The organism is Bradyrhizobium sp. Kon37, from assembly GCF_055807535.1.
In genome coordinates this window covers 24,289-37,214 of sequence record NZ_JBVVOY010000009.1, presented here as the reverse complement: position 1 = coordinate 37,214, position 12,926 = coordinate 24,289, and the positions used below count along the sequence as shown (strand labels likewise).

The following is a 12,926-nucleotide window of genomic DNA, read 5'->3' as shown; positions in this document are numbered from 1 at the left end:
CCGTTCCCCCGGCAGGCGGCGATGTCATATCCAGCTTTGGAAGAGCATCAGCCGGTTGAAGGTCTGCATCGATGTGCCGACGAAGGCCGCCGAGATCGGCAGCATGGCGGCAAAGCCTGCTGCCGCGACCGCGACATAGGCCCACAACAGCCAGCGTGGCAGACCGTCCCGGCGCAGCACGTAGACCAGTGCAAGCGACGCCACGGTCGCGGCCGGCAGATAGTAATAGATGAAGGCGAGCGTGCGCGGCAGCAACGCCCAGGCGAGCCAGGATCCGAAATAGAAGGCCACGATCAGGAACGCATCCCGGCGGCGCGCGACGACGAAGTCGCGCAGCACGACGGCGAGCGCGAGCAGCGCCGGCCACAGCACCAGGGGGTTACCGAGGAAGACGACCGCGGAGACATTGTCGTCCGCGCCCTTGTCGAACAGGAACCACACCGGGCGCGCGAGCAGCGGCCATGACGGCCACGCGCTCATATAGGTGTGGCCGGCGATGGCAGTGGTGGTGTTGTCGGCGAAGATCCGGCGCTGCGCCTCGACCAGATCCGGCAGCGACACGCCGTAGAGCGGGACGAAGGCCGCAAGATATGTCGCCACGGGCAGGACGACGAAGCAGAGCACGACGTGATGTAGTCTGAAGTCGGGCCAGAGATCGGGCCGGTACCAATCCCCCGGCTTCGCGTCGGCAAACATAGTGTGCCAGCCCTGCATCAGGCGGATCACCGCGACGATGACGATGCAGATTCCGAGCGGAAACAGGCCGCTCCATTTGCAGGCCGCAGCACAGCCGAACAGGCTGCCGGCAGCCGCGAACATTGCGTGAGGCCGGTCCTTTCGAAAACCGTGCATGAAGGCGGCAATTGCGAGCAGGCCGAAGCCGAGCGCAAAAATGTCGAGCATCGCGACGCGCGCCTGCACGTACAGCATCTGGTTGCAGCCGGCGATCAGCGCAGCGGCGATCGCAGGCCCTTGCGCGGCGAACAGTGCGAGGCCGCACAGATAGATCGCGACGATCGCGAGGGCGCCAAACAACGCCGCGGGATAGCGCCAGCCCAGCGCGGTGTCGCCGAAGACCGCGATCGATAGCGCGATCAGCTCTTTCGCCAATGGCGGATGCATCGGATTGAGCATCGGCTGCGACATCGATGGTGCCAGCATCTGCCGCGCCGCCGGCACGTAGTGCACTTCGTCGAAGACGAACTTCTCCGGCGTCGAGAGGCCGATCAGCAATGCGAGATGCGTGACCAGGAAAATCGCGACAGCAATCACTGCGCTCCGCGACACCTTCGGAACCGCCGGCAAGTCGAGTCGCATTTGTGGGGATGTTTTGCGTGGCAAATTTGCGTCACCGCGGAGAATAATAGAGATCGCGGTTTTCATTGAACGCATTCTGCCGCAACTGTCACTAAGCATAACGCAGGTCTCGCGCTGCTTGTGATAATTCCGCCACATCGCAAGCGTGCCTGATCCGGTACGATCAGGGACACATCGATCGGTTGCGAAATGAATTTGCGTTTCTGGCTTTTCTCCACGCTCTTCTCGACCGCCTTGTGCGTGGCCCCTTGCGCGCACGCGCAGACGCGCGTCGGTGAAGCCGTCGTGATCCAGAATGAAGTCGTTCGCGTCGCCGCGACAACGACGCCGATCAGCGTCGGCGACAGCATGCTGCGGGACGAGACCGTGCGCACCGGCGCCGGCAGCGCGGCGCGCTTCGTGATGGCCGACAGCACCAATCTGTCGCTCGGTCCGAGCGCGACGCTCAAGCTCGACCGCACCGTCTTCAACGACGAGCACAGCTATCGCGACGTCGCAATCCGCATGACGACCGGCGCATTCCGTTTCGTCACCGGGCATTCCGAGAAGACTGCCTACAAGATCACGACCCCGCTCGCGACCATCGGCGTGCGGGGAACCACGCTCGATATCCTGTCCCAGCGCGGCCGCTCGGTCGTCGTGCTGCAGGACGGCGCCGCCAGTGTCTGCACGACGAGCCAACAATGCGTGCAGCTCACCCAGCCCGGCGACACCGCAATCATCACCTCGACCGGCGGCAAGGTCTCTATCAGCAAAACCAACACGCCGCCCTGGACCTTTGCCGCGACCTGCGCCGCGAGCGCGGGATTGTGCGCGGTCAACCAATATGCGGACGCGTCGCCGACCATCACGCCCGCCGTCCATGACGACGGCATGCTGTGCGGACGCTGACGATGGCGGTATTCAACGTCAGGCGCTTCATCGTCGCGAGCGTGCTGACCGCCGCGGCTACGTTTGCGTTTGCCGCGTTCGATGGCCGTGCGGCAGCCGCCGCCACGATTTGCGAGTCCGAGTGCGGAGAGCCGACGCCGTCCCCTTCGCCGACATATTCACCGACGCCGACCTACAGCCCCTCGCCCTCGCCCAGCCCCTACCCGTCATCGTCGCCGAGCCCTTTTCCGTCCTCCTCGCCGAGCCCGACGCCGACGCCAACCGGCGCGGATTCCAGCGGCGGCTCGATCGGCGGCCTTGCCAATCAGCGCTTCAACCAGATGATCACCAACCGGGTGCTCGGCACGGTGCTGCTCGGCGTCAACGAGCAGGTCAATTGCAGCAACTGCGTCAGCGCGTTCGGCTCCGCCGGCTCGTTCTCGGCCGGCATCCACGGCCGCAAGGAGCTGACCAACAATCTGTCGCTGCTCGCCGGCATCGCCTACACGCAATACAGCGAGGGCGGCTACAACATCACCAGCGCCCCGATCGGTGCGTTCGCGCTGCGCTATGACTTCACCGACTGGGGCTCGTCGCGTCCGTTCTTCGACGTCGGCACGATCCTGACGCCGTGGGAGAAGGCGCGCTACACCCGCAGCTACAACACCAGCCTCGGCCCGGTTAGCGTCACGAGTTCGACCAACGCCGCGAACTACGCCGTCTACGGCCGCGCCGGCTGGATAAGTCGCGTGTCGCCCCGCGACGAGGTCGCCGCCTCGATCGAGGTCTGGCAGCTCTGGCAGCGCGTCTCGGGCTACACGGACAGCGCAGCGGCGTTCAATCCGTTCGACGCCAGCATCACGACCGGCACCGACCGCACCAGCCTGGTCAAGATCGGCGGCCAGTGGACGCATCTCTACGGCAGCAATATCGAGGCCAACATCAATGGCGGCTGGGTGCAGTCGTTCGCTGCCCACAGCGGCATCGTTGCCACCGTGACCGGCGACGGCGTGGTAGTGCCGACCATGGGCAACCAGGGCTGGTTCGAATATGGCGGCCGGCTCGGCTTCCGCGTGCAGAAGGGCTGGATCGTGGACCTGTTCGCCAACGGCACGCTCGGCCCGCAGCCGGTCGGCAACACCATCCATGGCGGCGTGGGGCTGCGGATCAATTATTAGCGGCGGAGCCTTCGCCTCAAATTCCGGCGTCGTGCCCCGGCTCGACCGGGGCATCCAGGACGCCGCGGCCTATCGATTGACCAACGGCCGTCTCGGCGTACCGGATCGCCCGGTCAAGCCGGGCGATGACAGCGAGTATGCGGCAAGGGCACGCCCTTCACGCCGCCGACTTGCCCTCGAACGCGCGGCGCAAAGTTTCCACGTCCAGCTTGACCATCTTCATCATGGCCTGCATCGCGCGTGCGGCAGCCGCCTTGTCAGGGCTCGAAAGGAACTCGAACATCACCTTCGGCACGACCTGCCAGGCCACACCCCAGCGATCCCTGAGCCAGCCGCACTGCTCTTCCTTGCCGCCATGGGCCAGGAACGCATTCCAGACGCTGTCGACCTGGGCCTGATCGTCGCAATGGATCATCAGCGAGATCGCGTGGGTGTATTCCATTTTCATGCCGCCGTTGAGCGCGACCAAAGGCTGTCCCGCCACCGTGAACTCGACCACCAGCACGGAGCCTTCCTTGCCGGACGGGCCATCTGAAACGTTGCGCTGAACATGCGTGATCGCCGAATTCGGAACGAGCGAGACGTAGAACTTCGCGGCTTCCTCGGCATCGCCGTTGAACCACATGCAGGGCACGAGCTTGGACATCTTGAATGCTCCTCTTCGGTTTCTTGCTGTTGTGGGCTTGGATCAGGCGTTCGCCATGTCGGACTGCGCCGCGAAGGCCGCCATGTCCATCCAGTTCACGCCCCACATGTGGCCGTCCGGATCCTCGAAGCTGCGGCCGTACATGAAACTGTATTCGTCCTTCGGGCTGGGATCGGCCACCCCGCCTGCAGCCTCGGCCCTGCTGACGATATCGTCGACCTCGGTCCGGCTGTCGGCGGACAGGCAGAACAGCGCCTGGTTTGAGGTCTTTGCATCCGAGATCGGCTTCGGCGTGAACTGACGGAATTTCTCGTGGGTCGTCAGCATCGCGTAGATGGTCTCGGAAAAGACCATGCAGCTCGCCGTTTCATCGCTGAATTGCGGGTTCCTGGTCGCACCGACCGCCTCATAAAACGCAGTGGCGCGCTTGAGGTCGGTCACGGGCAAATTGAGGAAAATCATCCTGGGCATCGGAGCTCCTTGGGCGGGGTTCTGCCCAAGGACGGACGGCCAGGCGGCGATCCGACACGGCTTCCGGATCTTTTTTTGGACCTTGCCTGCGAGGTTCCGTCGCACAGAACCCGCTGGCTTTCAGGCGCTCCTCACTTCTTCTCGTTCGGATCGCGGTGAATGGGATCGACCCACAGCACGGTCTCAGGCTTCTCGATCGGCTCGATGTCGAGGTTGACCGCGACCGCCTCGCCGTCGCTGCGCACCAGGACGCATTCCAGCACCTCGTCCGCGCTGGCGTTGATCTCCTGATGCGGCACATAGGGCGGGACGAAAATGAAGTCGCCGGGGCCGGCCTCCGCGGTAAATTGCAGGCTCTCGCCCCAACGCATCCGCGCCTTGCCCTTCACCACGTAGATGACGCTTTCGAGATGGCCATGGTGGTGCGCGCCGGTCTTGGCGTCGGGCTTGATGCTGACCGTACCCGCCCACAATTTCTGCGCACCGACGCGCGCGAAATTGATCGCGGCCGCGCGGTCCATGCCCGCCGTCGACGGCACGTTGGTATCGAGCTGGTTGCCGGGAATGACGCGCACGCCGTCATGTTTCCAGCGATCGTCGTGATCGTGGTCATGGTGGGAATGCGAATGGTCATGGCCGGTCATGAGACTTGCTTTCTGTTGGTTCCGTGTGCGGCAAACTAACCCAAAGCCGCGACATCGAGCCATAACAAAATCGGAACCCTCATAGCCGTCGAACGTTGTCCTAGCGAGCAAAACGCGAGGAGAGTTTCATGGGTAGCACGACCGACAAGATCAAGGGCACCGCAAATGAGGCAATGGGCAAGGCCAAGCAGGGCGTCGGTGAAGCCACCGGGTCCGAGCGCCTGAAGGGTGAAGGTGCAGTCCAGGAAGTGAAGGGCAAGGGCCAGCAGGCCATGGGCGATGCCAAGGACGCCGCGAAGGACGCGGTTGATCGCGCAGCCGCTGCGGCCAAGCGCGCGACGGAGTAAGACGAGATAACACGTCGCACTGAAAGCGAAAGACCGGCCGAGGGGCCGGTCTTTTGTTTGTGGGCTTACTTCACCCCGAGCAATTCCACGTCAAACATCAGCGTGGCGTTCGGCGGAATCACGCCGCCTGCGCCGCGGGCGCCATAGCCGAGCTGCGGCGGAATGATCAGCGTACGCTTGCCGCCGACCTTCATGGAGGCAACGCCCTCGTCCCAGCCGGCGATGACGCGCCCCTTGCCGATCGGGAATTCGAACGGCTCGTTGCGGTCAACCGACGAATCGAATTTCTTGCCCTTCTGGCCGTTCTCGTAGAGCCAGCCGGTGTAGTGCATCACGCAGATCTGGCCGGGCTTGGGCGAAGCGCCGGTGCCGGCGACGCTGTCGGTGATCTGCAAACCTGAAGCTGTGGTCATGGTCTTCCCTGCGGTCTGGGCCGAGGCCGTGGTGGAAACGAAATCGGACACGCCGGCGATCACGGTGATCGCGAGTGCCGACATGATGGCGAGGAGCACGCGCTGTAAACGCTGCATAAGAGACCTTCCGTTTGAGGCGCAAGGTGTCTAGCGCAACGCCGACGCCGTTTCCACCCCTCACACCTCGATATTTTCGAGCCGCACGGGCAGCTTGCGGATGCGCCGGCCCGTGGCGTGATAGATCGCATTGCAGATCGCCGCATTGGTGCCGACATTGGCGAGCTCGCCGAGGCCCTTCACGCCTGCCGGGTTGATGTGATCGTCCTGCTCGGAAAGCAGGATCACCTCGACGCCGAGCACGTCGGCATTCACGGGCACGAGATAGTCGGCAAGATTGTCGTTGACGTAGCGTGCATTGCGCTCGTCGATCTCGGTGGCCTCCAGCAGCGCCGAGGACATGCCCCAGATCAGGCCGCCCATGAGCTGGCTGCGCGCCGTGCGCGGGTTCATGATGCGGCCCGCCGCGAACGCTCCCACCAGCCGGGGGCAGCGAATTTCATGGGTAAAGCGATTGACGCGGACTTCGACGAACTCGGCGCCGAAGGCGTAGGCGATCTTGTCCTTCATCTGATGGCCACCGACGAGCCGCGCGTGCCCGCTGTGCATCGCCGTGAAGGAATCCAGCGGCGCGCCTTCGGGCTTCCACTCGCCGTATTCCTCGACGATACCGACGCCGAGCGCGTCGAAGGCCTTCTCAAGATCGAGAGGACGATCGCTCTGCGCCGCCTGCGTGCTCGGCGCCTGGCTGATGCCGACAGTCTCCTTGGCCTTATCGGTGAGGCTGTCGCTCGGCATTACGGCCTTGAACAGCCTTTGACGAATCCGGTCGCACACCATCATTACCGCCGAGCAGGTGCTGGCAGTCGAGTTCGAACCGCCGGCAACAGGCGCCGGCGGCAGATCGCTGTCACCCAGGAAGACCGCGACCTTCTCCAGGGGCACGCCGAGCCGCTCGGCCGCGGTCTGGGCGATGACGGTATACGCACCGGTGCCGATCTCGTGACCGGCGATCTCGACCCGGGTACGGCCGTCGCGCTGGAGGCGAACGCGCGCGGCAGAGGGCGCCATCTGCGTCGGATAGCAGGTGGCGGCACAGCCATAGCCGACCAGCCAGTCGCCGTCCGACATCGATTTCGGCTGCGGCGAGCGCTGCGACCAGCCGAACGCCCTGGCGGCCTCGTCGAAGCACGCCATCAATGACCGCGACGTATAGGGCTTGCCGCCGATCGGCTCCATGGTGGTGTCGTTGATGCGGCGGAGCTCGACGGGGTCCATGTTCAGCTTCACCGCGAGCTCGTCCATCGCGCTCTCCAGCGCGAAGAGATACGGAACCTCCGGCGGGGAGCGCATGAAGCCGGGCGTATTGCGGTCGGCGCGCACGATCGACACCAGACTGGCGACGTTCGGGCAGGCATAGAGCCGCGTCGTGGTCTTGGTGCCGCCGACGCAATAGGGATCCGGGCGCGACGAAACCTCCGCGCCGTCGTGCCTCAAGGCCACCAGCTTGCCGTCCCGACCCGCACCAAGCCTGATCTCATGGCGCGTCTCGGCGCGGTAGGTGGCGATGGTGAACCCCTGGTCACGGGTCGGCACCAGCTTGATCGGCCGGTTCAGGCGTTTGGCAATGCCTGCGATGATGGCGGTGCGGGGCGTCATCGAGCCGCGCGACCCAAAGCCGCCGCCGACATAGGGATTGACGACGCGGACCTTGTCGGCGTCGATGCCGAGCTGCTCGGCGACGCCGTTCTTCAGGCCGTACACATACTGGCTGCCCTCGTAGATGACGAGCTCGTCGCCCATCCAGGCGCAGCTCGTCGTAAACAGCTCCATCGGGTTGTGGTGCTGGGTCGGCGTTTCATAGGAGGCGGTGAGCTTGACCTCGGCCGCGTCGAACGCCTTTGCGAAATCGCCGACCTCCGGGTCTTCCTTGAACTGTGCGTTCTGTCCCTTTGCCGCTGCCGTGGTGGTCCCTGGCGACTCGAAGCTCGCACTCGGCGCTACGGCCGTGTAGCTGACCTTGACGCGATTGGCGGCTTCGCGCGCCGCCTCGTAACTCTCGGCGATGACGACGGCGATGATCTGGCCGTCATGGGCGATGTCCGCCGATTTCAGCGGCTGGATCGTTGTGCCGGCATAGCCGCCATTGCTGAACAGTTTCGATTCCTTCAGCTTCGGAGCGTTGTCGTGCGTGACGATGTCGATCACGCCGCGGACCCGCCTGGCATCGTCGAGATCGAAACTGTCGATGCGGCCCTTGGCGATGGCGCTCGTGACCAGGACTGCGTAGGCTGGATTGTCGAGCGGCATGTCGGACGCATAAGTCGCCCGGCCCGTGACCTTTGCGGCCGCGTCATAGCGCGGCACGGGACGGCCCATGTTTGCTTTCGGCTCGGGAGCTGCAGCGGTCATGATCAGATCTCCATCGTTACGGCCTGCTGGAGCGCGCGCGCCACCACGCGCCTGCCGAGCGCGATCTTGAAGCCGTTGTGCCGGCGGCTCCTGGCGTCGGCAAACGCGGCATCGGCCACACGCTGCGCCAGACCGTCGTCGAATGTCTGTCCCTTCAGCAGCGCCTCCGCCTCGCGCGCCCGCCACGGCACGGTGGCGACGCCGCCGAGCGCGACACGCGCGTCCCTGATCGCGCCATCCTGCACGTCGAGCGCGACCGCAGCCGACGACAGCGCGAACTCGTAGGACTGACGGTCGCGCGCCTTGAGATACACCGAGCGCGGCCAGCGGCCGGGAATGGAGAACGCAGAGATCAGCTCACCGGGCCGAAGCGTGGTCTCGATGTCCGGCGTCTTGCCGGGTGCCTTGTGCAAGCCTGCGAAGGGCAGGTTGCGCGTGCCGGACCTGCCGGTGATCTCGACCATCGCATCGAGCGCGATCAGGGCCTGCGCAAAATCGCCGGGATAGGTCGCGATGCACTGATCGGACGTGCCGAGCACCGCATGCATGCGATTGACGCCATCCATCGCGGCACAGCCCGAGCCAGGATTGCGTTTGTTGCAATTCTCATAGGAGACATCACGGAAATAGCTGCAACGCGTTCGCTGCATCACGTTGCCGCCGAGCGTCGCCATGTTGCGCAGCTGGGCGCTGGCGGCGAGCTTCAGGGAATTCGCGATCACCGGATAGTTGCGCTGGATCTCGGCATGCGCGGCCACGTCGGACATCTTCGCCAGCGCGCCGAGCCGCAAGCCGTCACTGCCGAGCTCGATCGCCGACCAGCTGCGCGCAAGCGGATTGATATCGACGATCGCGGCGGGCCGCATCACGTCGAGCTTCATCAGGTCGATCAGCGTGGTGCCGCCCGCGAGCGGCTGCGCTGTAGCCTTGGTCAGCGGATTGTTCGCAGCCGCGGCAGCACTGAGCGCCTGCACGGCCATGTCGGGGTCTGTTGCCCTTTGATATGAAAACGGTCGCATGCGCCTAGCCTTTCATGATCTCGGGCGCGGCCTGCTTCACGGCGGCGACGATGTTGGGATAGGCGGCGCAGCGGCAGATGTTGCCGCTCATGTATTCGCGGATGTCGGCCTCGCTGCCCGCATGGCCCTCCTTGACGCAGGCCACGGCGGACATGATCTGGCCCGGCGTACAATAGCCGCATTGAAATGCGTCGTTGTCGACGAAGGCCTGCTGCATCGGATGCAGATGATCGTCGGTGGCAAGGCCTTCGATCGTCGTGATCTCCTGCCCCTCGGCCGCGAGCGCGAGCGTCAGGCACGAGACCACGCGTCGATCGTCGATCAGCACCGTACAGGCACCACATTGGCCGTGGTCGCAGCCCTTTTTGCTGCCGGTGAGCTTGAGATGCTCCCGCAGCGCGTCGAGCACCGTCGTGCGCGCATCGATGTGCAGACGCTTGTCCTTGCCGTTGACCCGCAGCGTGACATCGACGGGGAGCGCCGGATCCTGGGCGGCCGACACGCTCGCATCCTGCGTAGCCGCACGCGCCGCCATCGGGACCAGCGCACTGCCGGCAGCGCCCGCCATGAAGGCGCGCCGATCGAATCCGGATGGTCCGGAACCTGCTTTTTCGGACATGGAGGGCCTCCGCCGCTTCGGGCAAGCAGCGCACGCCTGCACTGCTCATCGGCCCTTAACCTGAAGCAATGAGCTCCGTTCCGAACGAGAAAGGGCGACGCAGCAAATGCCGCGTCGCCCCTTCGTCAACTTTTCCTGATCTTGGGCGGGGAACTCCGTCCCGCGGCGGTCAGTATCCCAGCGCGCAACCATCCTTGCGCGGATCGGAACCGCCGGTGAGCGTGCCCTTGTCCCAGTCGATCCAGATCGCCTGCGCGCCGCCGAGCGGACCGACGACGCTGGTGGTCTTGTGGCCGAGCTTCTTCAGGCCTTCGACGATCTCGGCCGGCACGCTGTCCTCGAGCTGGTACTGGCCCTCGTAATGCAGGCCGCGCGGCATATCGATCGCCTCCTGCACGTCGCAGCCATAATCGAGAATGTTGGTCACGACATGGGTCTGGCCAACCGGCTGATATTGTCCGCCCATCACCGCGAACGGCATCACGGAACGGCCGCCCTTGGTGAGCAGGCTCGGCATGATCGTGTGCAGCGGACGCTTGCCACCAGCGATGCAATTGGGGTGGCCGGGCTGGATGCGGAAGCCGCCGGCGCGATTCTGGAGCAGGATGCCGGTCTTGTTCGAGACGATGGCCGAGCCGAAGGAATGCGCAACCGAGTTGATGAACGAGCAGACGTTGCGGTCCTTGTCCACGACGGTGATGTAGATGGTTGAGGGATTCATCGGCGGCGCGACGTTCGGCAGGTCGAGCATGCCGTCCATGCGGATCTTGTCGATGTGCTCGTTGCCGTATTCCTTGGCGAGGATCTTGGCGACCTCGACCTGCATATGCTCGGGATCGGCGACATGCAGCTCGCGGTGCATGTAGGCGATGCGCGCGGCCTCGGCTTCGAGGTGGAAACGCTCGACGCTGAGAGGCGCGTATTTGGTCAGGTCGAACCGCGACAGGATGTTCAACATCAGCAGCATGGTGAGGCCCGGTCCGTTCGGCGGGCACTGCCAGACGTCGTAGCCCTTGTACATGGTACCGATCGGCGTCGTCGTCTCGGTGGTATGCGCGGCGAAATCGTCGAGCGTGTGCAGCCCGCCGATTCCGCGCAGGGTCTCCACCATGTCTTCGGCGATCGGGCCCTTGTAGAAGGCGTCGCGGCCGTCCTTGGCGATCGCCCGCAGTGTCTTGCCGAGCTCCGCCTGTCGGATGACGTCGCCGGCCACCGGCGGCTTGCCGTGCGGCAGCAGATACCGCTCGGTGTTGGTGCCAGCCTTCAGCTTCTCGAACTGGTTCTTCCAGTCGAAGGCGATGCGAGGAGCGACGACGTAGCCTTCCTCGGCCGCCTTGATCGCAGGCTGAAGCAGCCGGTCGAAGCCGAACTTGCCGTGATCGCGCAAGACGGTCGCAAAGGCGTCGATCACGCCGGGGATCGAGACCGCATGCGCCGAGGTCAGCGGCACGGAATTGATCTTGCGCTCGAGATACCAGTCGGCGTTCGCCGCCTTCGGGGCGCGGCCGGAGCCGTTATAGGCGATGATCTTGCCCTCACCGCGCGGCTGGATCAGCGCAAAGCAGTCGCCGCCGATGCCGGTCGATTGCGGCTCGATCACCCCGAGAATGGCCGAGCCCGCGACGGCCGCGTCCACCGCCGTGCCGCCCTCGCGCAGCACCTCGATCGCGGCGAGCGACGCCTGCGGATGCGAGGTCGCCACCATCGCGTTGGTGGCGTGGACCGTGGACCTGCCGGGGAAATGGAAGTTTCTCATCGAATTCTTGCTCTCGTTGGCGTCTGGCGCGGATGGCGTGTCGTTTCGGAAAAAGTCGGGCCTACATGACACATTCCGGCCCGCCGGGGCAATGCTGGCATGCCAGGGAAATGGCTGCCATCCGTTGGGAATAGAGCTGCTCGTTGCGGGTTTTCCGGGCACGCTGCGCCTGCTAAACGGGCGCCATGATTTACAAGGTCGCCGCCTTCTACCAATTCGCCGCCCTGCCCGATTACCGCGAGCTGCGGGAGCCGTTGCGCGCGTTCTGCGCCAGCTTGGCGCTGAAGGGCAGCGTGCTGCTCGCGCAGGAGGGCATCAACGGCACGGTCGCGGGCCCGGGCGAGGCGATCGACGCCCTCGCCCAAGAGCTCGCGCACGGCGACATGTTCGGCGGCAGGTTGAACGATCTCGAATTGAAGTTCTCGACCGCCGAAGCGATGCCATTCGGCCGGCTCAAGGTGCGACTGAAAAAGGAGATCGTCACGCTGGGTGACGAAGCCGCCGATCCGACGCGGCAGGTCGGCACCTATGTCGATGCGAGCGAATGGAACGCGCTCATAGCGGCGCCCGATACGCTGGTGCTCGACACCAGGAATGCCTTCGAGGTGGCGATGGGGACGTTCGACGGCGCGCTCGACCCAGGCATCAGGAGCTTTGGCCAGTTCAAAGATTTTGCGGCCGAGCAGCTCGATCCGGCCAAACACCGCAAAATCGCGATGTTCTGCACCGGCGGCATCCGCTGCGAGAAGGCGAGCGCGCACCTGCTCGCGCGCGGCTTTGCCGAGGTCTATCACCTCAAGGGCGGCATTCTCAAATATCTGGAAGAGGTGCCGGAGGCGGAGAGCCGCTGGCGCGGCGAATGCTTCGTGTTCGACGAGCGCGTCGCGCTCGGCCATGGTTTGCAGCAACTTGGCTTGCAAGAATGTGGATTGCGCGAACGGGACAAGGACGCGGCACGTGACGAATGAGATCAAGACACTCGGCGAGCGCATCGACACGCTGGAGACGCGCCTCGCCTATCAGGACGACGCGATCGAGACGCTGAACCAGACCATCACCGCGCAGTGGAAGCAGATCGACGCGCTGACGCGGAGGATCGCGGAGCTCGGCGAGCGGCTGCAGGAGGCCGAGGCGAATGCGCCGGGAGCGACCAATGAGCGTCCGCCGCATTATTGAG

14 protein-coding genes are annotated in these 12,926 nt (G+C 64.8%); 5 read left to right on the top strand and 9 right to left on the bottom strand.

Annotation, left to right across the window (positions count from 1 at the left end; genetic code table 11):
- Positions 1 to 24: 24 nt before the first annotated feature.
- Positions 25 to 1,455 (bottom strand): phospholipid carrier-dependent glycosyltransferase, encoded by a 1,431-nt coding sequence (locus tag AC0L3J_RS18675; RefSeq protein WP_473348057.1) that lies wholly within the window; start codon positions 1,453 to 1,455, stop codon positions 25 to 27.
- A 51-nt stretch (positions 1,456 to 1,506) separates the two neighbouring features.
- Here AC0L3J_RS18675 and AC0L3J_RS18670 point away from each other — a divergent pair, with 51 nt between their 5' ends.
- Both AC0L3J_RS18670 and AC0L3J_RS18665 read left to right on the top strand, forming a co-directional pair.
- Entirely contained in the window at positions 1,507 to 2,208 is a 702-nt protein-coding gene (locus AC0L3J_RS18670; RefSeq protein WP_473348056.1) for a FecR family protein, read from the top strand.
- A 2-nt stretch (positions 2,209 to 2,210) separates the two neighbouring features.
- The gene (locus AC0L3J_RS18665) at positions 2,211 to 3,365 is read left to right on the top strand and encodes a hypothetical protein (RefSeq protein WP_473348055.1); all 1,155 of its coding nucleotides are present in this window, start codon (positions 2,211 to 2,213) and stop codon (positions 3,363 to 3,365) included.
- 157 nt (positions 3,366 to 3,522) lie between these two features.
- On the opposite strand, the gene AC0L3J_RS18660 is transcribed toward AC0L3J_RS18665, so the two are convergent.
- The 3 genes from AC0L3J_RS18660 to AC0L3J_RS18650 all read right to left on the bottom strand — a co-directional run bounded on the left by AC0L3J_RS18660 (position 3,523) and on the right by AC0L3J_RS18650 (position 5,126).
- On the bottom strand, positions 3,523 to 4,011 hold the full coding sequence (locus AC0L3J_RS18660) for a VOC family protein (protein WP_473348054.1): 489 nt from the start codon (positions 4,009 to 4,011) through the stop codon (positions 3,523 to 3,525).
- Between the two features lie 42 nt (positions 4,012 to 4,053).
- Positions 4,054 to 4,482: a VOC family protein gene (locus AC0L3J_RS18655; protein ID WP_473348053.1), complete on the bottom strand. Its 429-nt coding sequence runs from the start codon at positions 4,480 to 4,482 to the stop codon at positions 4,054 to 4,056.
- Positions 4,483 to 4,613: 131 nt separating this feature from the next.
- On the bottom strand, positions 4,614 to 5,126 hold the full coding sequence (locus AC0L3J_RS18650) for a cupin domain-containing protein (protein WP_473262780.1): 513 nt from the start codon (positions 5,124 to 5,126) through the stop codon (positions 4,614 to 4,616).
- A gap of 128 nt (positions 5,127 to 5,254) precedes the next feature.
- Between AC0L3J_RS18650 and AC0L3J_RS18645 the strand changes: the two genes are divergently transcribed.
- Complete coding sequence (locus AC0L3J_RS18645; protein ID WP_007606928.1) at positions 5,255 to 5,473, top strand: CsbD family protein; 219 nt, start codon at positions 5,255 to 5,257, stop codon at positions 5,471 to 5,473.
- 65 nt (positions 5,474 to 5,538) lie between these two features.
- On the opposite strand, the gene AC0L3J_RS18640 is transcribed toward AC0L3J_RS18645, so the two are convergent.
- From AC0L3J_RS18640 to ggt, 5 genes are all read right to left on the bottom strand, one after another.
- Positions 5,539 to 6,003 carry an FKBP-type peptidyl-prolyl cis-trans isomerase gene (locus tag AC0L3J_RS18640; RefSeq protein WP_007606926.1) on the bottom strand — a complete coding sequence of 155 codons (465 nt, stop codon included), beginning with the start codon at positions 6,001 to 6,003 and terminating at the stop codon, positions 5,539 to 5,541.
- Positions 6,004 to 6,063: 60 nt separating this feature from the next.
- Positions 6,064 to 8,355, bottom strand: a complete 2,292-nt coding sequence (locus AC0L3J_RS18635) for a xanthine dehydrogenase family protein molybdopterin-binding subunit (RefSeq protein ID WP_456765661.1) — start codon at positions 8,353 to 8,355, stop codon at positions 6,064 to 6,066.
- 2 nt (positions 8,356 to 8,357) lie between these two features.
- Positions 8,358 to 9,374, bottom strand: coding sequence for an FAD binding domain-containing protein (locus AC0L3J_RS18630; protein WP_456765662.1), 1,017 nt, complete (start codon positions 9,372 to 9,374; stop codon positions 8,358 to 8,360).
- Between the two features lie 4 nt (positions 9,375 to 9,378).
- Complete coding sequence (locus tag AC0L3J_RS18625) at positions 9,379 to 9,993, bottom strand: (2Fe-2S)-binding protein (RefSeq protein ID WP_473348052.1); 615 nt, start codon at positions 9,991 to 9,993, stop codon at positions 9,379 to 9,381.
- Between the two features lie 169 nt (positions 9,994 to 10,162).
- Positions 10,163 to 11,749 (bottom strand): gamma-glutamyltransferase, encoded by a 1,587-nt coding sequence (gene ggt / locus AC0L3J_RS18620; RefSeq protein WP_473348051.1) that lies wholly within the window; start codon positions 11,747 to 11,749, stop codon positions 10,163 to 10,165.
- A 185-nt stretch (positions 11,750 to 11,934) separates the two neighbouring features.
- Between ggt and trhO the strand changes: the two genes are divergently transcribed.
- Positions 11,935 to 12,717: an oxygen-dependent tRNA uridine(34) hydroxylase TrhO gene (gene trhO / locus AC0L3J_RS18615; RefSeq protein WP_473348050.1), complete on the top strand. Its 783-nt coding sequence runs from the start codon at positions 11,935 to 11,937 to the stop codon at positions 12,715 to 12,717.
- The gene (locus tag AC0L3J_RS18610) at positions 12,707 to 12,925 is read left to right on the top strand and encodes a SlyX family protein (protein WP_473262773.1); all 219 of its coding nucleotides are present in this window, start codon (positions 12,707 to 12,709) and stop codon (positions 12,923 to 12,925) included. Before trhO ends, AC0L3J_RS18610 begins: the two co-directional genes overlap by 11 nt.
- The last annotated feature ends 1 nt before the right edge of the window (position 12,926 follow it).

What these genes read in the sequence shown, in the direction of transcription:
- AC0L3J_RS18675 (WP_473348057.1), bottom strand. Translation starts at nt 1,455, where the DNA reads ATGTGGCGGAATTATCACAAGCAGCGCGAGACCTGCGTTATGCTTAGT.
- AC0L3J_RS18670 (WP_473348056.1), top strand. Translation starts at nt 1,507, where the DNA reads ATGAATTTGCGTTTCTGGCTTTTCTCCACGCTCTTCTCGACCGCCTTG.
- AC0L3J_RS18665 (WP_473348055.1), top strand. Translation starts at nt 2,211, where the DNA reads ATGGCGGTATTCAACGTCAGGCGCTTCATCGTCGCGAGCGTGCTGACC.
- AC0L3J_RS18660 (WP_473348054.1), bottom strand. Translation starts at nt 4,011, where the DNA reads ATGTCCAAGCTCGTGCCCTGCATGTGGTTCAACGGCGATGCCGAGGAA.
- AC0L3J_RS18655 (WP_473348053.1), bottom strand. Translation starts at nt 4,482, where the DNA reads ATGCCCAGGATGATTTTCCTCAATTTGCCCGTGACCGACCTCAAGCGC.
- AC0L3J_RS18650 (WP_473262780.1), bottom strand. Translation starts at nt 5,126, where the DNA reads ATGACCGGCCATGACCATTCGCATTCCCACCATGACCACGATCACGAC.
- AC0L3J_RS18645 (WP_007606928.1), top strand. Translation starts at nt 5,255, where the DNA reads ATGGGTAGCACGACCGACAAGATCAAGGGCACCGCAAATGAGGCAATG.
- AC0L3J_RS18640 (WP_007606926.1), bottom strand. Translation starts at nt 6,003, where the DNA reads ATGCAGCGTTTACAGCGCGTGCTCCTCGCCATCATGTCGGCACTCGCG.
- AC0L3J_RS18635 (WP_456765661.1), bottom strand. Translation starts at nt 8,355, where the DNA reads ATGACCGCTGCAGCTCCCGAGCCGAAAGCAAACATGGGCCGTCCCGTG.
- AC0L3J_RS18630 (WP_456765662.1), bottom strand. Translation starts at nt 9,374, where the DNA reads ATGCGACCGTTTTCATATCAAAGGGCAACAGACCCCGACATGGCCGTG.
- AC0L3J_RS18625 (WP_473348052.1), bottom strand. Translation starts at nt 9,993, where the DNA reads ATGTCCGAAAAAGCAGGTTCCGGACCATCCGGATTCGATCGGCGCGCC.
- ggt (WP_473348051.1), bottom strand. Translation starts at nt 11,749, where the DNA reads ATGAGAAACTTCCATTTCCCCGGCAGGTCCACGGTCCACGCCACCAAC.
- trhO (WP_473348050.1), top strand. Translation starts at nt 11,935, where the DNA reads ATGATTTACAAGGTCGCCGCCTTCTACCAATTCGCCGCCCTGCCCGAT.